The organism is Mucilaginibacter puniceus (assembly GCF_054783175.1).
The window spans coordinates 1,270,233-1,289,712 of sequence record NZ_BAAGRB010000002.1 but is presented as its reverse complement, the minus strand read 5'-3'; the positions used below and the strand labels follow the sequence as shown (position 1 = coordinate 1,289,712).

19 protein-coding genes are annotated in these 19,480 nt (G+C 37.9%); 9 read left to right on the top strand and 10 right to left on the bottom strand.

The window, feature by feature from the left end:
- The 5 genes from ACYVJ6_RS12780 (at position 1) to ACYVJ6_RS12760 (ending at position 5,130) form a co-directional block, all read left to right on the top strand.
- On the top strand, positions 1-1,353 hold the full coding sequence (locus ACYVJ6_RS12780) for a hypothetical protein (protein ID WP_460694457.1): 1,353 nt from the start codon (positions 1-3) through the stop codon (positions 1,351-1,353).
- A gap of 9 nt (positions 1,354-1,362) precedes the next feature.
- Positions 1,363-1,731 carry a preprotein translocase subunit SecG gene (secG, locus tag ACYVJ6_RS12775; protein ID WP_460694456.1) on the top strand — a complete coding sequence of 123 codons (369 nt, stop codon included), beginning with the start codon at positions 1,363-1,365 and terminating at the stop codon, positions 1,729-1,731.
- Between the two features lie 244 nt (positions 1,732-1,975).
- On the top strand, positions 1,976-2,269 hold the full coding sequence (locus ACYVJ6_RS12770) for a co-chaperone GroES (protein ID WP_460694455.1): 294 nt from the start codon (positions 1,976-1,978) through the stop codon (positions 2,267-2,269).
- Between the two features lie 97 nt (positions 2,270-2,366).
- The gene (groL, locus tag ACYVJ6_RS12765; RefSeq protein WP_460694454.1) at positions 2,367-4,001 is read left to right on the top strand and encodes a chaperonin GroEL; all 1,635 of its coding nucleotides are present in this window, start codon (positions 2,367-2,369) and stop codon (positions 3,999-4,001) included.
- Between the two features lie 478 nt (positions 4,002-4,479).
- Positions 4,480-5,130: a mechanosensitive ion channel family protein gene (locus ACYVJ6_RS12760; protein WP_460694453.1), complete on the top strand. Its 651-nt coding sequence runs from the start codon at positions 4,480-4,482 to the stop codon at positions 5,128-5,130.
- Positions 5,131-5,137: 7 nt separating this feature from the next.
- Here the strand turns inward: ACYVJ6_RS12760 and lipB are convergent, their stop codons facing one another.
- Together lipB and ACYVJ6_RS12750 are read right to left on the bottom strand one after the other, a co-directional pair.
- On the bottom strand, positions 5,138-5,854 hold the full coding sequence (gene lipB, locus ACYVJ6_RS12755; RefSeq protein ID WP_460694452.1) for a lipoyl(octanoyl) transferase LipB: 717 nt from the start codon (positions 5,852-5,854) through the stop codon (positions 5,138-5,140).
- The gene (locus tag ACYVJ6_RS12750) at positions 5,851-6,495 is read right to left on the bottom strand and encodes a 4'-phosphopantetheinyl transferase family protein (RefSeq protein WP_460694451.1); all 645 of its coding nucleotides are present in this window, start codon (positions 6,493-6,495) and stop codon (positions 5,851-5,853) included. The genes lipB and ACYVJ6_RS12750 overlap by 4 nt, the downstream gene beginning before the upstream one ends.
- A gap of 77 nt (positions 6,496-6,572) precedes the next feature.
- Here ACYVJ6_RS12750 and dcd point away from each other — a divergent pair, with 77 nt between their 5' ends.
- Positions 6,573-7,109, top strand: coding sequence for a dCTP deaminase (gene dcd / locus ACYVJ6_RS12745; RefSeq protein WP_460694450.1), 537 nt, complete (start codon positions 6,573-6,575; stop codon positions 7,107-7,109).
- 3 nt (positions 7,110-7,112) lie between these two features.
- On the opposite strand, the gene ACYVJ6_RS12740 is transcribed toward dcd, so the two are convergent.
- On the bottom strand, positions 7,113-7,958 hold the full coding sequence (locus tag ACYVJ6_RS12740) for a hypothetical protein (protein ID WP_460694449.1): 846 nt from the start codon (positions 7,956-7,958) through the stop codon (positions 7,113-7,115).
- A 98-nt stretch (positions 7,959-8,056) separates the two neighbouring features.
- On the opposite strand from ACYVJ6_RS12740, the gene ACYVJ6_RS12735 reads away from it, so the two are divergent.
- Positions 8,057-8,338 (top strand): ATP-dependent Clp protease adaptor ClpS, encoded by a 282-nt coding sequence (locus ACYVJ6_RS12735; protein WP_460694448.1) that lies wholly within the window; start codon positions 8,057-8,059, stop codon positions 8,336-8,338.
- Between the two features lie 141 nt (positions 8,339-8,479).
- Here ACYVJ6_RS12735 and ACYVJ6_RS12730 read toward each other — a convergent pair whose 3' ends face one another.
- From ACYVJ6_RS12730 to ACYVJ6_RS12705, 6 genes are all read right to left on the bottom strand, one after another.
- Positions 8,480-9,544, bottom strand: a complete 1,065-nt coding sequence (locus ACYVJ6_RS12730) for a branched-chain amino acid aminotransferase (protein WP_460694447.1) — start codon at positions 9,542-9,544, stop codon at positions 8,480-8,482.
- Between the two features lie 174 nt (positions 9,545-9,718).
- Positions 9,719-10,399 (bottom strand): LytR/AlgR family response regulator transcription factor, encoded by a 681-nt coding sequence (locus ACYVJ6_RS12725; protein ID WP_460694446.1) that lies wholly within the window; start codon positions 10,397-10,399, stop codon positions 9,719-9,721.
- Between the two features lie 13 nt (positions 10,400-10,412).
- Entirely contained in the window at positions 10,413-11,906 is a 1,494-nt protein-coding gene (locus ACYVJ6_RS12720; RefSeq protein ID WP_460694445.1) for a TlpA family protein disulfide reductase, read from the bottom strand.
- A 10-nt stretch (positions 11,907-11,916) separates the two neighbouring features.
- Complete coding sequence (locus ACYVJ6_RS12715; protein WP_460694444.1) at positions 11,917-13,449, bottom strand: TlpA family protein disulfide reductase; 1,533 nt, start codon at positions 13,447-13,449, stop codon at positions 11,917-11,919.
- A gap of 86 nt (positions 13,450-13,535) precedes the next feature.
- Positions 13,536-15,068, bottom strand: coding sequence for a sensor histidine kinase (locus ACYVJ6_RS12710; protein WP_460694443.1), 1,533 nt, complete (start codon positions 15,066-15,068; stop codon positions 13,536-13,538).
- 90 nt (positions 15,069-15,158) lie between these two features.
- Positions 15,159-16,019 (bottom strand): transglutaminase-like domain-containing protein, encoded by an 861-nt coding sequence (locus tag ACYVJ6_RS12705; protein WP_460694442.1) that lies wholly within the window; start codon positions 16,017-16,019, stop codon positions 15,159-15,161.
- A gap of 43 nt (positions 16,020-16,062) precedes the next feature.
- Between ACYVJ6_RS12705 and ACYVJ6_RS12700 the strand changes: the two genes are divergently transcribed.
- Entirely contained in the window at positions 16,063-16,848 is a 786-nt protein-coding gene (locus ACYVJ6_RS12700; RefSeq protein ID WP_460694441.1) for an O-methyltransferase, read from the top strand.
- A 39-nt stretch (positions 16,849-16,887) separates the two neighbouring features.
- Here ACYVJ6_RS12700 and ACYVJ6_RS12695 read toward each other — a convergent pair whose 3' ends face one another.
- Positions 16,888-18,021, bottom strand: a complete 1,134-nt coding sequence (locus tag ACYVJ6_RS12695; RefSeq protein WP_460694440.1) for a polymerase — start codon at positions 18,019-18,021, stop codon at positions 16,888-16,890.
- A 405-nt stretch (positions 18,022-18,426) separates the two neighbouring features.
- Here ACYVJ6_RS12695 and ACYVJ6_RS12690 point away from each other — a divergent pair, with 405 nt between their 5' ends.
- On the top strand, positions 18,427-19,407 hold the full coding sequence (locus tag ACYVJ6_RS12690; RefSeq protein ID WP_460694439.1) for a deoxyhypusine synthase family protein: 981 nt from the start codon (positions 18,427-18,429) through the stop codon (positions 19,405-19,407).
- Positions 19,408-19,480: the final 73 nt, after the last annotated feature.

Below are 19,480 nucleotides of genomic sequence, written 5' to 3'. Positions count from 1 at the left end.
GTGGAAAAACTGAATAACATAAATAGCGAATTGATATTAAAAGCATTGGCCAACCCGGTTGAGGTATTAAGTGCCAATGCTTCGGGTATTGAATCGCTGGTTAACGATTTTCCGCAAAGTGGTTTACTGCGTGCATTGCTGGCAGGTAACGGCCACGATCAAAATGTAAAACATGCCGCTGCTTATATCAATCCAGCAACATTATATAAATTGGTTAATTTCCCTGAGAGTTTACCGGCAGTGGATGCAAGACATATTGCGTTTATTGATAATGGTGAAGCTGCAAGCGCACCAACACCCATTGTAAATGCCACAGTTAAGCCAATACAACCGGTTAAACATATTAGCCATGAAGTAACCAATAACCAATCGGCTGATGAAGTAGTTATTAATGAGCCGGTTGTTGATGAGGAAGAGGTTTTATCGTCTCCGGTAGAGGAAGAAATGCATTTCCATTCGGTAGAAGAGGAAGTAGAAGATGTTGTACAAGCAGAAACTCCGGCTTCGGCTATAAATGATTCTGATGCTGTTGAGGAAGAGGAATATGAGCCGGCTTATACTTTAGATAAAACAGAGTTTTTTCACCAGGACATTGAAGACGAGGTATACGAAGAAATTGTAAGTATTGAAGATATTAACTTAGGACAGTTATCATCCCAAAATTCTGGTGATAACGATACAAAGGTTGATGATGCCAAAAAACCTTTAACCGAAAACCAGATACCTGCTAATGATCATTTTGTAATTGATCATTCGTTTGTACAAGCACAACCAAATAAAACCATAAGCAACGCTGTTGCAACTATACCAAGAGACAGGGCTACTGAGAATCAAAATCTTTCAAGGTATAACGACGAAAAGATGCCGTATAGCTTTATGTGGTGGCTGGATAAAACACGAAAGGAATATGCACAAACTTATCAGCCTTACGTATATAATAACCCGGTTGCTGATAATTTACCTAAACAAAAAAATAATATTGACGAATTACAACAGCAATACGTTGAAAATATTTTCAATTTAAACGCTATTGAAGAATTGGAGCGCAGTACCGCACAAAGAGGTGTTAATTTTAATGCGGATAAAAAAGAGGACCGCATAATTAAACGCTTTATTCAAACCGAGCCTCAAATAAAGCATCCTACAGATATAAAGTTGAATAATGAAAATAAGGCTAAAAAAAGTTCAGAGGATAGTGATGAACTAATAACTGAAACACTGGCCCGTATTTACACCGAGCAAATGCTGTATCCAAAGGCTATAGCAGCCTATAAAAAATTGATGTTGAAATTTCCGGAAAAAAGCCTTTACTTTGCAGGCCAAATTGAACAGTTAGAAAAAAAATCAAATTAATATAAAGAGATGTATATAATTTTAATCGTAATTACCATAATAGTATGTGCCTTGTTAGGACTTATTGTGTTAATACAAAACCCTAAAGGTGGTGGCCTTACTTCAAATTTTTCAAGCCAGTCGCAATTAATGGGCGTGCAAAAAACCGGCGATTTTTTAGAAAAAGGCACCTGGATACTGGTTATCAGTTTAATGGTATTATCGCTGTTAATTAACGTGGCGGTAAAGGGTGGTTACTCAGGTAATAGTAATTCTCCATACGAAGAGCAGATTAAAAAATCAACTACAACTCCGGCAACTTCATCAGCGCCTGCAAATGAACCTTTATTACCAGGTACTGCTGCGCCAGCGCAGCAAACCCCGGCTCCTCAAAAATAAGGAGTAATAAAATATAATAATAAATAAGGCTTCGGTATAATACCGGAGCCTTATTGCTTTTTTATACTGACATGATGACACAGAACATTCATGTAATTAAATGTAAAAAGCCGTAATTGCATAAATCTGACAATACAACAGTCTGTTTTATGCCAAATAAGTCAGTTTAAATTGCTTGGCATAATTGATGATGAAAGGCAATCATAACATTAATTTTTTTATAAACTATAAGAATTATATAACTATGTCATTAAACATTAAACCCAGCGCAGACAGGGTAGTAGTTGAAGCTGCCGCTGCAGAAGAGAAAACCGCTTCAGGTATTATTATTCCTGATACTGCTAAAGAAAAACCACAAAAAGGAACTATCGTAGCCGTTGGCCCAGGTAAATATGCTGATCTTTCAGGTGTTCTTATCCCGATGGCTTATAAAGTTGGCGACGAAGTTTTATATGGTAAATATGCAGGTACAGAAATTACCGTTGATGGTAAAGAATACCTTATCATGCGTGAATCAGATATTTTCGCGGTAATTTAATCACTTATTGAATTATTGAGGGACTGAATTTTTAATTCTTACCCACCAATAAAAATCATTAATTCACTAAATCACTAATTCAAAAATTAAAAATACAATGTCAAAGCAAGTTAAATACAATGTTGAAGCGCGTGACGCCCTTAAAAGAGGTGTTGATATTTTAGCAAACGCGGTAAAGGTAACCTTGGGTCCAAAAGGACGTAATGTTATTATTGATAAAAAATTCGGTTCACCGTCTATCACTAAAGATGGTGTTACAGTAGCTAAAGAGATCGAACTAAGAGATCCCCTGGAAAATATGGGTGCCCAAATGGTTAAAGAAGTAGCTTCAAAAACTGCTGATATTGCCGGCGATGGTACTACCACTGCAACAGTATTAGCACAAGCAATTGTGTCTGCAGGTATTAAAAACGTAGCTGCCGGTGCAAATCCAATGGATTTGAAACGCGGTATTGATAAAGCAGTTGCTGCTGTAGTTGCTGATTTGAAAAAGCAATCACAAACTGTAGGCGAAGACAATAATAAAATTAAACAAGTTGCTTCTATATCAGCCAACAATGATGAGCTTATTGGCTCATTAATAGCCGAAGCAATGGGTAAAGTTGGTAAAGACGGTGTAATAACTGTTGAAGAAGCTAAAGGAACTGAAACTGAAGTTAAAACTGTTGAAGGTATGCAGTTTGACCGTGGTTACCTATCTGCTTACTTTGTTACCAATACAGAGAAAATGGAAGCAGAGTTGGAAAATCCTTATATCCTTATCTGCGATAAAAAAATATCTTCAATGAAGGAATTGCTTCCTATTTTGGAGAAACAAGTACAAACTGGTAAACCGTTATTAATTATTGCTGAAGATTTGGAAGGCGAAGCTTTATCAACTTTAGTAGTAAATAAAATACGTGGTTCGCTGAAAGTTGCTGCTGTTAAAGCACCGGGCTTTGGCGATCGTAGAAAAGCGATGTTAGAAGATATTGCTACACTTACAGGAGGTGTTGTTTTATCTGAAGAACAAGGTTATAAATTAGAAAACGCTGAATTAAGTTACTTAGGTACTGCCGAAAAAGTATTAATAGATAAAGACTATACTACTATTATTAATGGTGGTGGTAACTCAGAAGATATTAAAGGCCGTGTAACCCAAATCAAATCTCAGATGGAAACTACTACATCTGATTATGATAAAGAAAAATTACAAGAGCGTTTAGCTAAATTATCAGGTGGTGTTGCTGTATTGTATGTAGGTGCAGCTACCGAGGTTGAAATGAAAGAGAAAAAAGACCGTGTTGACGATGCTTTACACGCAACCCGTGCCGCTGTTGAAGAAGGTATTGTAGCAGGTGGTGGTGTAGCTTTCATCCGCGCAGTTGCGGCTTTAGCCGACCTAAAAGGTGCTAATGAAGACGAGAATACCGGCATCCAGATCATACGTCGTGCTATCGAAGAGCCATTACGTCAAATTTGTGAAAACGCAGGTATTGAAGGTTCAATCGTAGTGCAAAAAGTAAAAGAAGGTAAAGCTGATTTTGGTTACAATGCGCGTACTGATAAATACGAGAACTTAATTGGTGCAGGTGTTATTGATCCTACCAAAGTAGGCCGTGTAGCTTTAGAGAATGCTGCGTCAATTGCAGCCTTATTGTTAACCACAGAGTGCGTATTAGCTGATGAGCCTGAAGAGGGTAATGCGGGCGGCGCACCAATAGGCGGCGGCGGCATGGGCGGTATGATGTAATCATATATAGCCTAAACTAAATATTAAAAACCCTTGTCTAAAATAACAGACAAGGGTTTTGTTTTTTATACTATTCACAAAGTCATGGTTAGGTAAATACATAGTCATCAATTAATCAAATGATCATAAATGGGGTTTAAGGCATCTATTTCGGCCTAAATTTGTATTTCAGTGCTGATAATCAATAATCAGGCACAGCAATTGAATACATTATCACATGAAACATTTAGCTCAAACAAAAAAACATATTCATGCAACCCTGGTTGACTGGGTGCTGTTTAAAGTACCTGAGCTTTTTATTACTATATACGGAAAGTAATAATTATTAAATTTGTGCTTCGTTATGAAGTTACAAGATCTTTACTACCTAGCCTATCAATGGCTTTTAATAAACGGCTCAAAGTTTCTAATAGGTTTAATTGTACTATTAGTTGGGCTTAGGTCAATCAAATTGCTTGCTGTACGAATCCGGTTACGTATGAGCAAGCGCGAAGTTCATTCGTCATTACAACCTTTCTTTCTTAGTCTTGCAATAGCAGCCTTATATGTACTGCTTATTATATTGGTATTAACGGTTATTGGTTACCCATTAACTGTGTTTAGCACCATATTAGGCGGTTTTACCGTGGCGATAGGTTTTGCCCTGTCTGGTACATTTCAAAACTTTGCGGGTGGGGTATTAATACTGTTATTAAAACCTTTTGAGATAGATGATAATATTAGGGCTCAGGGACAGGAGGGTAGGGTAACATCCATACAAATATTTTATACCGTATTAATAACACCCGATAATAAGACTATTATTATACCCAATGGGAAATTGTTTAACGAGGTTATAGTAAACATTACCAGTGAAGCTAAAAGGCGGTTAGATTTTGAGATAAGGCTGGGTTATTATGTAGATGTTGACCAGGTTAAGCAAATTATGTTGGATACCATTAATTCAACAGATACGGTGCTAAAGCAGCCTGCTGTAAGGGTGGGCCTTATAGGTTTAGATGCAGATTGCATGCGGTTTACTATAAACGTATGGGTTGCACCGGGTGACTTTTTAAACACTAAGATAGCCCTGCAGGAAAACATAATTAAAAACCTTAAAGCAGCGGGGGTAAGGTTGCTGGGAACCTGATAGGTTGTTAAACTATTTCCATTTCAAACAACCCGGCAATATGTTGCTGTAATTTGGTTTGCACTTCGTCAACATCAACAATTTTTCCCAGTTCATTTTGCATGGTAGTTACCGCCTTATCATCAATACCGCAGGGAACAATGTTTTTAAAATAATTCAGGTCGGCATTTACATTAAGCGCCAAACCATGCATGGTAACCCAGCGGCTGCAGCGTACACCCATAGCGCAAATTTTACGGGCACGGGCGTTGTCGGCATCAAACCATACCCCTGTATATCCCTGATAGCGGCCTGCAATTAAGCCATAATCGGCCAGTGTTAATATCACGGCTTCTTCCAGTTTACGCAGATAAAGGTGTATATCTGTAAAGAAATTATCCAGGTCCAATATGGGGTAGCAAACAATTTGGCCCGGCCCGTGATAGGTAATATCGCCCCCGCGGTTAATACGGTAATAAGTAGCGTCTTTTTCTTTCAGGCTTATATCATCCAAAAGCAAATTTTCAGGGTGGCCACTATTACCCAAAGTATACACATGCGGGTGCTGGCAAAACACCAGGTAATTGGAAGTTATATCTTCGTCAAAATCAGTATAAGCTATTGCCTTTTCGCGCAAAGCCATTTTTTGTTTAACCGTATTGTCAAATATAGCTTGCTGTTTATCCCAGGCTTCTTTATAATCAATCAATCCCCAGTTTTGTACAGCTACTTTTTTATTTTTCATCCCTCGTCCTTTACAAAACCTACCATATAATCTTCATACGGCAAATAGCCCACCTGGTATTTAATATCAACATCGCCTTTTTGCAAGCGTGCATTAACTATTCCCTGGCTTACCAACTCAAAAGGTTGCAAGGAAATGTTTTCTAAAAACGATACCGCCTTTTGTCCGTAGCATTTATAAATGGCTTCTTTGGCGCACCAGCAAACATAAAGCTGCTGTATTTTATGTTTATTATTTATAAAAGCCAATTCGCAAGGATTCATAAATTTATGGGCAATACGCTCAACCTTTTCTTTTACATTCTCAATATCAATACCCACCGGATGCTTCTTGCTGATCATTACCGCGGCATAATCAAACGAATGGCTAAATGAAATATGGTAAGGCAACGATACCAGGTATGGTTTGCCATGCTCATCTACTTTACAATCAATATACTCATCAGTAAGCAGCATTTTGCGCAGCAAAACACGTGTTCCTAACCAGTGCAGATGGCGTTTACCATTGCTTATTTGTTCAACAAAAGCTTTTTCGCTTTCGTCTAATTGTAGTTGTTTGTAAAGGTCCTCGGCCTGTTCTTCAATTTTCCACAGCGCAAATTCTGTATCATCATCAACCCGTTGCCGGTAAACTATTGCCATAAAAGTAAAATTGCAAAAAGGATAGCAAACTTAGGTCAATTAATTCTAATTTTAAGGCCCAAAACACCCGTATCGCAATGATTTTATCTGATAAACGTATTCTTGAAGAAATTGACTTAGGACATATAATAATTGAACCGTTTAAAAGGGAGTGTTTGGGCACCAATTCATACGATGTGCATTTGGGTAAATACCTGGCTACTTATCGCGATAGGGTATTAGATGCTAAAAGGCATAATGAGATAGACGGGTTTGAAATACCTAAGGATGGCTTTGTTTTACAACCTAATACATTGTACCTGGGTGTAACGGTTGAATATACTGAAACACATAAACATATCCCTTTTTTAGAAGGCAAATCAAGCACAGGCAGGTTAGGTATTGATATACATGCTACAGCCGGTAAAGGTGACGTAGGTTTTTGTAATACCTGGACGCTGGAGATTTCATGCACACAACCGGTAAGGGTTTATGCAGGTATGCCTATTGGGCAATTAATATATTTTGTTGTAGAGGGCGATATTGAAACGCTATACAATAAAAAGGCGGATGCCAAGTATAATAACCCAACCACCCGCCCTGTTGAAAGTATGATGTGGAAGAATAAGTTTTAGCAATTATTTTGCTAAACTAAATTTGCCCCAAAAATCACTCGCCCTTACTATTTCTACGTCTCGTGCCGGTATATTTATTGCAGCCGAAGAAGCCATACTATTTTGTGTGTAACTATTATTGCGCACAGCTGCTTGAACAGCTGCATTAGATGGCGGACCACTACCGGCCGGTACAGCTACTATTACACTTGATACTGTAGCAGTTCCTACCGTTGTTTGACTATTTGGCTGCAAACGGGCAGTAACCGCATTTAATTTAATATTGTAGGCCCACTCACTGGTAGCTAAGCCTTCTGCCTTAAACAGTGCTAATGGTATGGCTTCTTCATAAACCAAATAGCCATTATCATCAAAATTTAAAGCGGTTTGTATTTTGTATGGGTTTCCATTATACATTCGGTCTTCACTAATATCACTAAAACCTTTAACCTCAATTTTTTTGAGTTGGGTTGACCTAGCCTCATTACGTTTTTGGTCAAGTGTGTTAAATGTGATACTTTCTGTAATTACCATTTCTTGTAAAGGAAAGGTAATTGACTGTGTCTTTTTTTTTCGGCCTTTAGTATCAATAGAAAACGTTACTCCTCCAAATAATATATTATTAAATTGTTTTTCATCATTGGTTTTGATAACCAGGTATAGGTTATTTTTATCATTACTGATGGTGTAATGGATTTTTTTGTCGGCATTGTAATAAGCAAGGTCATTGCCCCATTCTTTATTATTACCATCAATGGTTACAGCAGTAGTTGGTGCTTTTAATGTAGCAGCAGTTTCCTGAGCATAATTGACGCCGGTTGAAATTAGTAGCAAACTGGCAGCACACAGTATAGGTGTCAAAATTTTCATGTAACAAGGGTTTAATTATCGGTTAAATAAAGCTAAAGTTTTTTGGTGATATTTTTAAATTTTCAAGCTCTGTTTTTTTGAGTAAATTTGTAAATCACATGTCAACTCAAACTAAAGAAGAAACCTTTACCCTTGAAGAGTTACTAGCCGGGCTAAAGGAAATGCATCGTTTAATTTTATGGAACGATGATTTTAACACTTTTGATCATGTAATTCATTGCATGATGAAGTACCTTGATTACTCAGAGTCGCAGGCCGAAAAAATTGCCTGGAAAGTACATAACGAAGGTAAATGCGCGGTGCTGGAAGGTTCATTCACCGAGATGGAAATATTCCGTAAAATATTACAGCAAGAAGGCTTAACCGTAAGTGTGGAGTAGGGTTAAAGATTGAAGAACGAAGATTAAAGATTGGTGATTAGCGAGTGATAATCCATTTAATATAAAAGCCCTTTGCCCCTTTGCAAAGGGCTTTATTTTTTATCCGTTGACAGAACTAATCTTATCTTCGTTCTTCAATCTTTAAACAATATAATTCCACCCATGTGTATCGGGTGCATTACCATATTTAATATCATTCATGGTTTTTAATACCTTCTGCGAAAACTCCCTTTCTTTAGGGTCTATCAAAGTATATTCCTCACCATTATTACTTATAGAACCTACCGAAGCAATAGTAGCAGCAGTACCTGCGCCAAAAGCATCAGTAAGTTTGCCATTTTTAGCGCCTTCCATGATTTCGGCTACAGAAACTTTGCGCTCCTCTACCGGGAAACCCCACTCGCGGGCTAAAGTAATAACTGTGTCGCGGGTTACACCATCTAAAATAGTATCTTGAGCAAGCGGGGTTATTAACTTACCATCCAATACAAACATGGCATTGGCTGCACCCATTTCTTCAATATATTTATGCTCTTTGGCATCTGTCCATATCAATTGGTCAAATCCTTCTTCCAAAGCCTTACGTGCCGGAAGCATAGATACACCATAGTTGCCGGATGATTTGGCATAACCCATGCCACCCTCGGCAGCGCGGGTATAATGTGTTTCCATTTTAACCCTTAGTGTTTTTGAAAAATAAGGGCCAACCGGGCAGGTTAACACCATATACTTATAAGTTTTTGAAGGTGTTACTCCTAAAAATTTATCAGTAGCAAACATAAATGGCCTGATGTATAACGAGTGGTTAGCCTTTTTAGGGATCCAATCTCTATCCAAATCAACCAATGCGGCAATGCTTTGCAAAAATACCTCTTCGGGCAGAGTAGGCATACACAAACGCTCGGCAGATTTATTAAACCTCGCGGCATTTTTATCCGGGCGGAAAATAGATACCGTACCGTCATTATGTTTGTATGCTTTTAAACCTTCAAAAAATGATTGTCCGTAATGCAATGCTGAAATACCGGGACCGACCAGAATATCACCATAAGGAACAATTTCAAAATTTTTCCACTCGCCATCAGTATAATCAGCCACAAACATGTGGTCAGAAAATATGTGGCCAAAGGGTAAATTGTTAAAATCCGTTTCTGCTAAACGGGAAATGTTTGTCTTGGTGATCTTGATGTCCATCGTCTCGGTCATGGCTTTTACGTATTAAATTTCGAACTTGCAATTTACCTATTTTTCAATTATTTCGCTAATAAAAATTTACACTAAACACCTTATTTTGAGGTATAAAATATAATCCATATATCATTTGGTGTTATGCATGCATAGTATAATAATAGGAATAAACACCTAATATATATGTGTTTATTATTTGGTGAGGTTAATTGCTGAATAATACGAACTACCGATAGGTAGCACAGAACCATTCACCAATAACTGGTGTCTTTCCAATTTATCAATCTTATTTACGGCGACAATGAACGAGCGATGTATGCGGATAAACTGATTATCGGGTAGTAAAGATTCAATGTCGGTAAGCGTCATGCGGGAAAGAACCGTATTATCTTTCAATACAAAATTGACATAGTTGCCGGTAGCTTCCAGGTAATAAATATCTTCAAATTTCACCCGTATTTGTTCATAACCGGTCTTTAAAAACAGGTAGTCTTTTTTATCGGTGCTGTTGCCTCTTAACGTATAAATTTCATTGGCTTTATTGCAGGCTTTAATAAATCGCGCCAGCGAAAAGGGCTTTAATAAATAATCAACCGCATCCACCTCAAAACTCTGTACCGCATGCTCTGAGTAGGCCGTGGTAAAAATAATCATAGGTTTTTTATTGATACAGCTTAACAGGTCCATGCCCGAGATATCCGGCATTTTAATATCCAGGAATATCAAATCCACATTTTTATGTTGTAAAAACTCAATCGCCTTAAAAGCGTCGGTAAAATCGGCTTTCAGATCAATAAATCCAACTTTAGAAGCATGCGAGCGCACTACATCTAAAGCTATGGGTTCATCATCAATGGCAATGGCTGTTAACATGTAATAAATGTAGTTATTTATTTAAAACCTCATTTATTTGGTCATACAATGCCTTGCCGCTGCTTGGCCTAAGCGCTTTGCTAACCGCCATTTTGCCCTGTTTGTCAAATATGAAATATTGAGGATAGTATGCTTCTTTATCAGCATTGTCAGCTAACAATTCTTTCCAAAACGGTGCAATGGTTGTCCTGTTTTTACGTAGATGGATGCCAGTCATGCCATTCACTTTAATAAATTCTTTCCATAAAGCATCTTTTTCATCTTCATCCATATCAAGATATACAAAAGCAACATCCTTGTTTTTAAACGCTGATTTAAGCGCAGGTACATATTTGTTTTCTTCTTTGCAAGGGCCGCACCATGTTCCCCAAACATCAAGGTAAACTACATTGCCTTCAAGGCCTTTAATTACTTCATAAATGGATTTAACTTCTTTATAATTATTAACTACTACAATGTTTTTATTGGTTTCGTTTTTAATTAACAGGTCTTTTAAAGCAGTTATCTTTTTGTTAATGTCGGCGTTATATGTGCTGGTAGGAAATTTACTTTTAAAGGCGTTAGCCAATATTAGTGTTTTCTCCATGTCCTTATCATAATACAGGTTCGCAATTTCCTGGTAGGTAAGTTGCTCGGTAATAGTGTTGGGCAAATTTTTTGTTGCTAATAAAAAGCGTAAATAAGCGTGTCCGTATTTTTTTTCGATAGTATTTAAAGTATCGAAACTTAAATCAAAATAAGGTAATGGCGCATTTGATGCAATACCTTCTTTTTTCATTTTTGCAACCGCTGTATTTTCAAGATATCTTAAGTAATCTTGCTGCCATGCAAAATAGTGCGGACCTGAAATTTTATCTAGCCCTTTCGTTTCATTTTTGAAGATATCTGTGGTTAAACTATCAATAGTGTTTTTATTTTTTAACCCGAGCGAATTTAGATCATTCAAGTAACTAAGTGCTATAAGACTTACTTCGCTTGCTATAACTTTCTTATCGTTTACTGATAAGGCAGATCGGTTTATAATATCCAGTTTTCTATCACGTTCAGAAAAATAAGGGTTAACTACCTTGCTGTACAATGTTGCCAAATTCATGCCGGCTATAGCATCAGTTTTACTCATAAATGCCGGAAACTCTTCTAAATCAATAGCAGTCATTACTTTGTTTTCTGGTAGGGAAGTGCCTGCCAAAACTTTCATTTTTTTATCACCCTCATTTAACTCAACAACCAAGCTTTTATTGATGTTAAGTAATAGCGAGTGAAATACTTTTTCAAATATCAGGTTGGCAAACTTTTGCTTTTTAACGGGTACAACAATAGAGAATGTGCCATTTGCGGCAACGGGAATATTTATAGAATTCTCATTATAAAAGCCATATACCTGTGGTATATTGATCTTTAGTTGTTCTTTACCAGTGTAATTATTGATTTTACCACTGAGTTTAAATTGTGCCCGGCCGGCCAAAGTGCAGGCCAGCAAGGCACATAAAATAGTGAAATTTTTCATTGTGATTTAGTTAAGGTTTATTTAGTACTGATTCTATTTGGCTATACAAAGCCTGTTTATCACTTGGGCGTTTAGCATTGCTAACAACTATATTGCCGCTTCTATCAACTATCAAATAACGTGGGTAAGCCTGCTCACTATCCTTTACGCCAAGTTCATTCCATAAAGATTCTATTTGATCATCTGTACGGCGTATATGATCCCCTGTTATGTTATTGATGAATATGAAATCGCGCCACTCCTCATCCTGTTTATCATTTTCATGGGCTATATTTAAAAACACTACATCTTTATCCTTAAAGCGGGCTTTTAAGCCAGGTGTATATTCCAGTTCTTCCCGGCATGGAGGGCATTGAATAAACCACATATCAACTAAAACCACTTTGCCTTTGTAAGTAGCCATTATTTCTTTTAATGACGATACAGTTTTATAATCAGGTCTGATTTTGATATTTAAATTATGGGCATAAGTATCTCTTGACTTTTTTAGCGGTGCAAACATTTTCTCCGCGTCGACTATGTACTGGGCGTCGTCGCAATTGGCCCTTATAAAATGCAATAGCTTATCTGCCACTTGCAATTGGCCCGACATGCAGAAATTAAACATCAGGTTAGTTAATTGCTTTTCCCAAGCATATTTAGGGGCTGCCGCTGTAAGGCGCGTAGTAATGGCATAAACTTCGTTATTGTCTTTTTTTACTTCTTTAATCAACTCATCGTAATCAATACCTGTACTGGCTTTAAGTAATGTATTAGCTACTGCCTTATTGGGGTTGGCGCTGAATACATAAAGTCCTTTCCAAGCTTTAAATTGAAAATAGTGATCTAAATAGCTATTAGCATATAAACTGTTATTAAGTTCGTTTTTGGTTGGTAAGCTAAATTTTTTTAATACCGTATCTATATAATGCAGGTTAAAGTTTGCCCTATTCTTACGGTTATTTACCCAGCTACCTATATTGGCAGCCACTGCATCTGCATACTCATATTTTACCTCAGTCGCTATTGCTTTTTTAATAGATGCGGGCAAATTGGCTTTATTTACCAGCCTTTGTGTACTATCCAAACTATGCATAATTGCAGGCAGCTTAAATTGAATAACAGAATCAACCGACCAGGTTGCGTAAGAGTTTTTAATTTTTAACTCCTTAACAAACGGAAGTTCGGTTTTTTCCAGGTTAAGTTTTTGTATAAGGTCATTTTCTGGCTTGGCTATGCCGCTAAATACAAAGGTTGGAGTAACCCGGTTAGTTATGCTCACATGCAATGGCCTTCCGGGGCTAACCAGTAAGTATTGTTTAGCTGTTTTGTATATCAGCATAATAAATTTTTGTATGCGATATGGGTAGGTTATTCGGAAGTTACCCGCGGCATCAGTTTTTAAATACACAGAGTTTTTTGCCCAGTAATTACCATCATAAGATAGGTTAACTTCTACCGAGTCGCGCCTGGCCGCGCCTTTAATGTTGCCGGTAAGTAATAGCTGGCCCATACTCATTTTAGTGCACGCCAGTAGTAATAAGATAAGGTTTAGTTTTTTCATGTTTTTTAATTTTATGCTGCAAAGTAGGCACGCGTCTTTACCTGCTAAAGCAAATGTGATGAAACCGGTAAATGGTGGGATGAATGTTAAAGCCGAACGGTTAGATGTATAAAAAACTCTTTTCCGCTTTCGCGGATAACCAGTTCATGGCGATCAGGGTATTGCAGTTGCAGGCGTTGCTTTACGTTTTCTAAACCTATGCCGCTTTTGTCTTTTTCAGGATCAGAACCTGTTTTGGGGTGTACGGTATTAGTTACATCAAAAAATAATTCATTGTTGCGAGTATGCAAAACTATTTTTATATGCGATGGTTCGCGCAGGCTTATGCCGTGTTTAAAGGCGTTCTCAACAAATGGGATAAGCAGCATAGGGGCTATTTGCAGGCCGTTTATTTGCTCATCAATTTGTACATCTATAACAATGTCAGGCGATGCTTGCGTACGCAGCGTTTGCAGGTCGATGTAATTGTTCAGGTAATCCAGCTCGCGTGCTAATGATATTTTTTCCTGTACATTTTCATGCAGCATAAAACGCATCATATCGCCCAGTTTTTGTATGCCGGTGCCAGTGCGGTCGGCATTTTCTTGCAAGGCAGTGCCGTAAAGGGTATTTAGGGCATTAAATAAAAAGTGCGGGTTTATTTGCGACCGTAAAAAATCAAGGTTGGCGGTTGATTGGCCTAACGCGGTTTTTAGCCCGGTAATTTCCGCAAGCTTTGATTGACGGTAATGGTAAATAAACCACGTCGTGGTACTCAATATAATTAAATGAAAACTTATGATTAAAGCAAAAATCATAAACATCACCCTTACATTGGCTGCACCAAAAACCAACATATAAAGTAGGCTTAGTAAACAAGTGATACCTAGTGCAATGAGGCTTAACCGGTACAGGTAGTACCAAAAGCCTTTATTTTTACTTTTTACTAAAGGGATAAGGCTTGCATACGCGTAAGCATATACAGGTATGCCTGGTAATACCATTACCACCCACATAATGCGGTAATCATCTTTTAGTCCTGGCATATTTAATAAAAACTGTACGGCAGACCAAACCGTAATCAGTGCAATACAATCTTGAATTACAGTAACTGTATGATCACTTAGCTTTAGTTTGTTTATTGATGAGTAAAGCCGGTATTTGATTAAATTATATATCGCGTAAGCAAAGTATATCCAAAATACAGTTCTGAAGTTTTTGCTGAAAATCTCTGAAACTATTGGTGCAGACGGGTTACCTTCGCTAAAACGATAGTTATATATAATAGTATCTGAAAATCCCCAAACAATACTCAATATTAAGTATAAGCCTATACCTAATCCAATATTCCTAACCAATTTTAAATTAGCCGCAAGGTTTTTTACAACCACTAAATGCAGCACTAAGTAACACCCGTAAAGACTCAAAAATTTTAATGAGAAGGGCAAAAAGAAATGTCCAAAGTAAGAATAAGTTAGATGTCGCGATTCAAAGTCATATTTATGAAGATCATCATTATGGTAACTATAAGAATATGGATTGGCTATAGTATTTAGTAAGTAAAATATAGCAATAAGCGTCATGATAGACGCCAGCCATAACTCAACTTTATTAATGAATGAAATTTTTAATTGATTCATATTGCAGGTTTAAATATACCGTAAAGTAAACGGCAAAAAATTACCTGCTCAACAAAATGTGATGAAACTGTAAAATTATGGGATGAAAGTTTATGCTTCTATTATCGCCAGCAATTCATTTACCTCGGCAACCTTTTCGGCAGCGCCTAAATGCTCATAGGCGCTTATTAAATTACGCAGTACACGCTTAATAATATCGGTGTTTGAGCATGGCTCATAAAATTGCTTGTCGGCTTTTAAATTAAGTTGTTTTAAAAACTGGTCCACATCGCGGCGGCCAAAAATGAAGCCCTTGTTAAACGCGTTAATGTAGAATAGTATGCCGCTTTCAAAATCGCTTTGCTGGGTTTCATCTACATAAGCCAAAATAAAATGCTGCGGCAGGTTAACGCCGTAAACGGGTATATCCAGCTTTTGCGCCACTATAGAATATATAATGGCTAATGATATCTGGTTGCCTTTTTTACTTTCAAGCACCTGGCTCAGGTAACTGTTTTGAGGGTCCAAATGGTTGCTGGTATTGCCGCTAAAGCCATATATATGATAAAATACATGGTTTATAAGCTTTACCTGCTCTGCCGCGCTGGCCTCATTCATCATTTGTATCCAAACATCGCGTTTAATGGCTTCAATTTGATTGATGATCTTTTGCTCGTCCAGATCAGGGTACTGGTAGCGGTTTATAACCAATATGCCTTGTAGCAAGTCAAAAGCTCCGCCATGAAGCCAAAGTTTCAAATCGTTTTTTACTATGCCAAACTGGATCTCATGCACCAAATTGGCAATGCGTTCTTGCTGTATAGCATCAAATGCCTGCTCAAAAGCCGACTCCAGATGTTCAATAGCTTCGCTGCCGTACGACAACAATTTATCATGAACGTGGTTATATATTTCCTGGTCGGGGTCGTCCAGCAAGCGAATTAACGAAGTTACTTCTGTTTGATTTATCATTTATTAATGCTAAAATACTAAACCTTTATATAATTTTACAACCATGTTTAATTTAACGGTAGTTAAAGACTACGTACTATACCGCCTAAAAGCCAAAACCAGGCACGGCACACATTCACCGTTTATATATAGGCTGGTTGATAAAGTTATCTACGATTTTAGTGCCAAAAAAGTATATGTTGAAATAGAAAAATTACGCAAAGAACTATTGGCCGATGATAGAAAGATTACTATTACCGACTTGGGCGCAGGCTCGCATGTAAATAATGACCGTCAGAAAAAGATAAGTAGCATTGCCAATAGTTCTTTAAAATCACCTAAGATGGCGCAATTGCTTTATCGTTTGGTTGCCGATTTGCAACCCCAAAATATTATTGAATTAGGCACATGTTTCGGCGTAACCAGCATTTACCTGCAAAAAGCAGCGCCCAATGCCAAAGTTTATACATTAGAGGGTTGCCCGCAAACTGCAGGAGTAGCCAAAGAGAGTTTTAAAAAAGCCGGGCTTAATGGTATTGAACTAACAACAGGTAATTTTGATAATACCCTACCTGGTGTAATTGCAGGTTTGGATAAACTGGATTTTGTTTTTGTAGATGGTAACCACCAAAAGCAAGCTACTTTAAACTATTTTGAATGGTGCCTGCCCAAAGTGTATGATGGTACATTGCTGATTTTTGATGATATATACTGGAGCGAGGGCATGAAAGAAGCCTGGGTACAAATTAAGGCCCACCCAAAAGTAACGGTTACTATTGATCTGTTTTGGATAGGGTTAGTTTACTTTAAAACCGACCAGGCTAAGGAAGATTTTGTGATTAAGATATAAGTTGATGTGCAGATATGCAAATGTGCATATGCACATTTACTAAAACGCCTGTCCCAAGCCAATATAAAATCCGCCCTGGCATTTTTCGCCGGCAACTTGCTGGCCAAAGCCGTAGTCTAATCTTACGCTAAGTCCTTTTTCAATATCAAAAAAGTAGCGAACACCGCCACCATAATTAGGTTTAAACTCGCTAAAGCTAAGGGTAGTATTAAACACCTGCCCTGTACCTACAAAACCAACCAGGCCAAAGCGTTCGCCTATACGGTAACGTAATTCGGTTTGGCCTACTATTAAATTACGGTCGCGGTAGCGGCCGCCGTAATAACCACGCATAATTTCATCATTACCCATTTGTGGTAATAAATAAAAAGGAGAACGCCCGCCTACCAAGCTTTGTTCCTGGATATTAATGCCCAAAACAAAATTGCGGTTGAGGCTAAAAAACTGTGCATATTCTATATTGAAAAATCCTCCCCGGTAACTGTTGTTGCCAAATACACCTTGCATGGCATTAAAATAGGAGGTTATAACCGCGCCTTTAGTGGTATAAGTATTATTATTTCGGCTATCAAAAATCAAGCTGGGGCCAATAAAAACATGTCCGCCGCCGCTGCGGTCTTCAACCAAAGGGCTGGTGATAAATATGCCGTTAGTATTTTGTGATTTAAAATCATAGCTAAGTGCGCCGGATACAAAGCCTACATACAGGTTTTTGGCTATTAGTTTTTCTGCAGCTAGGGTAAACTTATACCGCTTTTCGCTCACATGGTCGGCATCTGCTTTGCGGGTGTTATTACCTATGCCATAAAAATCAGCTGGGAAGTTAATGTAGTTAATCGCTGCGGTGTAGTGGTACTTGTTTTTGGGTGTCCAATAGCTGGTACTTAAATTTAAACGGTTTTGCCCTTTAGCAGTAATAGTAGCGTAAGTATATAAATTGGATACCCGTGTTTCGCGGTTTATTGTATCAGTATAAAAAGAATACAACCCTGCGCCGCCTACTTCAACCCCTGTTTCTGGTGCCGATGTTAGTACAGGTAATACCACAAAGCTGCCGCGTTTGCTGGTATCTTTTTCAAAATACATCTTGCGAATAAATTTGGGGATGATGCTTTGTGCGTGGATAGACTGTAATACACCTGTAAGCAACAACAAGGTCAATAGTTTTTTCATAGATAGTTAACAGCTGCTAAGATAAATTTAAAAGTATAGTTTTGAGAATTTGGCAAATAATACTTTGCAGGAGGGTTTACACAACTTAACACATTTTTGATAAAAATTTTATTAATATATTGATAATCAATTAATTGTAAAATTTTATACACAAATGATGTTAACCATAAATTTGATTGAATTTTTTGATAAAATTATTATTTTGGTAATTAGGACAAGCTATTCAATTATCCCTTTGCTTTTGAGGGTTGTGGGCGGCGAACCCTCTTTCCCGCTTGCGGAAGAGAAGATCGACAAGCATAGTCCCGATAATTATCGGGAGGGTGAGTCAAACATTTCTAAATTTAAAAAATCCTCATTCCATCAAAATACCTACTTTTGCGGTTGATTTAGAATTTAAAAATGATGAGTAACGAAAGAGGCCCTATATCCCGGTTTATTGAAAAAAATTACCTGCACTTTAACGCGGCGGCTTTAATGGATGCCGCCAAAGGCTATGAAACCCATTTGCTGGAAGGTGGCAAAATGATGGTTACTTTGGCCGGTGCCATGAGTACTGCCGAGTTGGGCATATCGCTGGCCGAAATGATACGCCAGGATAAAATTGCTATTATATCATGTACAGGTGCCAACCTGGAAGAAGATATCATGAACCTGGTTGCGCACTCGCACTATAAAAGGGTGCCTAACTATCGTGACCTGAGTCCGCAGGATGAGTGGGACCTGTTAGAGAACCACTATAACCGCGTAACTGATACTTGTATCCCCGAGGAAGAAGCCTTCCGTCGTTTACAAAAACATATCCATAAATTATGGAAGGATGCCGATACTGCGGGCGAGCGTTATTTTCCGCATGAGTACATGTACAAAATGCTGTTAAGCGGTGATCTGGAGCAGTATTATGAGATCGATCCAAAAAATTCATGGATGCTGGCTGCTGCCGAAAAAAACCTGCCTATTGTAGTACCGGGTTGGGAAGATAGTACTATGGGCAACATATTTGCCTCGTACGTTATAAAAAACGAAGTTAAAGCCAGTACCATGAAAAGTGGTATCGAATATATGGCATGGCTGGCAGACTGGTACGTTAAAAACTCATCAGGCAAGGGCATAGGCTTTTTCCAAATAGGTGGTGGTATAGCCGGCGATTTCCCGATATGCGTAGTACCTATGCTTTACCAGGATATGGAAATGCCCGAAATTCCTTTCTGGAGCTATTTCTGCCAGATATCCGATTCAACCACTTCTTATGGTTCATACTCAGGTGCTGTTCCGAATGAAAAAATAACCTGGGGCAAGCTGGATATCCATACCCCTAAGTTTATTGTAGAGAGCGATGCTACTATTGTAGCGCCATTAATATTTGCCTGGTTGTTGAAGCAATAAAAATTTAATTATAAAACCCGTTTGTTCAGCAAGCCTGAACAAACGGGTTTTAATTTTTCTTAGCTTTTATAAT

Bases quoted from the DNA above. Each gene is read 5' to 3' on its own strand.
- ACYVJ6_RS12720 (WP_460694445.1), bottom strand. From the start codon at position 11,906: ATGAAAAATTTCACTATTTTATGTGCCTTGCTGGCCTGCACTTTGGCC.
- secG (WP_460694456.1), top strand. From the start codon at position 1,363: ATGTATATAATTTTAATCGTAATTACCATAATAGTATGTGCCTTGTTA.
- ACYVJ6_RS12750 (WP_460694451.1), bottom strand. From the start codon at position 6,495: ATGGCAATAGTTTACCGGCAACGGGTTGATGATGATACAGAATTTGCG.
- ACYVJ6_RS12700 (WP_460694441.1), top strand. From the start codon at position 16,063: ATGTTTAATTTAACGGTAGTTAAAGACTACGTACTATACCGCCTAAAA.
- ACYVJ6_RS12760 (WP_460694453.1), top strand. From the start codon at position 4,480: ATGAGCAAGCGCGAAGTTCATTCGTCATTACAACCTTTCTTTCTTAGT.
- ACYVJ6_RS12705 (WP_460694442.1), bottom strand. From the start codon at position 16,019: ATGATAAATCAAACAGAAGTAACTTCGTTAATTCGCTTGCTGGACGAC.
- ACYVJ6_RS12710 (WP_460694443.1), bottom strand. From the start codon at position 15,068: ATGAATCAATTAAAAATTTCATTCATTAATAAAGTTGAGTTATGGCTG.
- dcd (WP_460694450.1), top strand. From the start codon at position 6,573: ATGATTTTATCTGATAAACGTATTCTTGAAGAAATTGACTTAGGACAT.
- ACYVJ6_RS12725 (WP_460694446.1), bottom strand. From the start codon at position 10,399: ATGTTAACAGCCATTGCCATTGATGATGAACCCATAGCTTTAGATGTA.
- ACYVJ6_RS12740 (WP_460694449.1), bottom strand. From the start codon at position 7,958: ATGAAAATTTTGACACCTATACTGTGTGCTGCCAGTTTGCTACTAATT.
- ACYVJ6_RS12715 (WP_460694444.1), bottom strand. From the start codon at position 13,449: ATGAAAAAACTAAACCTTATCTTATTACTACTGGCGTGCACTAAAATG.
- ACYVJ6_RS12735 (WP_460694448.1), top strand. From the start codon at position 8,057: ATGTCAACTCAAACTAAAGAAGAAACCTTTACCCTTGAAGAGTTACTA.
- lipB (WP_460694452.1), bottom strand. From the start codon at position 5,854: ATGAAAAATAAAAAAGTAGCTGTACAAAACTGGGGATTGATTGATTAT.
- ACYVJ6_RS12770 (WP_460694455.1), top strand. From the start codon at position 1,976: ATGTCATTAAACATTAAACCCAGCGCAGACAGGGTAGTAGTTGAAGCT.
- ACYVJ6_RS12695 (WP_460694440.1), bottom strand. From the start codon at position 18,021: ATGAAAAAACTATTGACCTTGTTGTTGCTTACAGGTGTATTACAGTCT.
- ACYVJ6_RS12730 (WP_460694447.1), bottom strand. From the start codon at position 9,544: ATGACCGAGACGATGGACATCAAGATCACCAAGACAAACATTTCCCGT.
- groL (WP_460694454.1), top strand. From the start codon at position 2,367: ATGTCAAAGCAAGTTAAATACAATGTTGAAGCGCGTGACGCCCTTAAA.
- ACYVJ6_RS12690 (WP_460694439.1), top strand. From the start codon at position 18,427: ATGAGTAACGAAAGAGGCCCTATATCCCGGTTTATTGAAAAAAATTAC.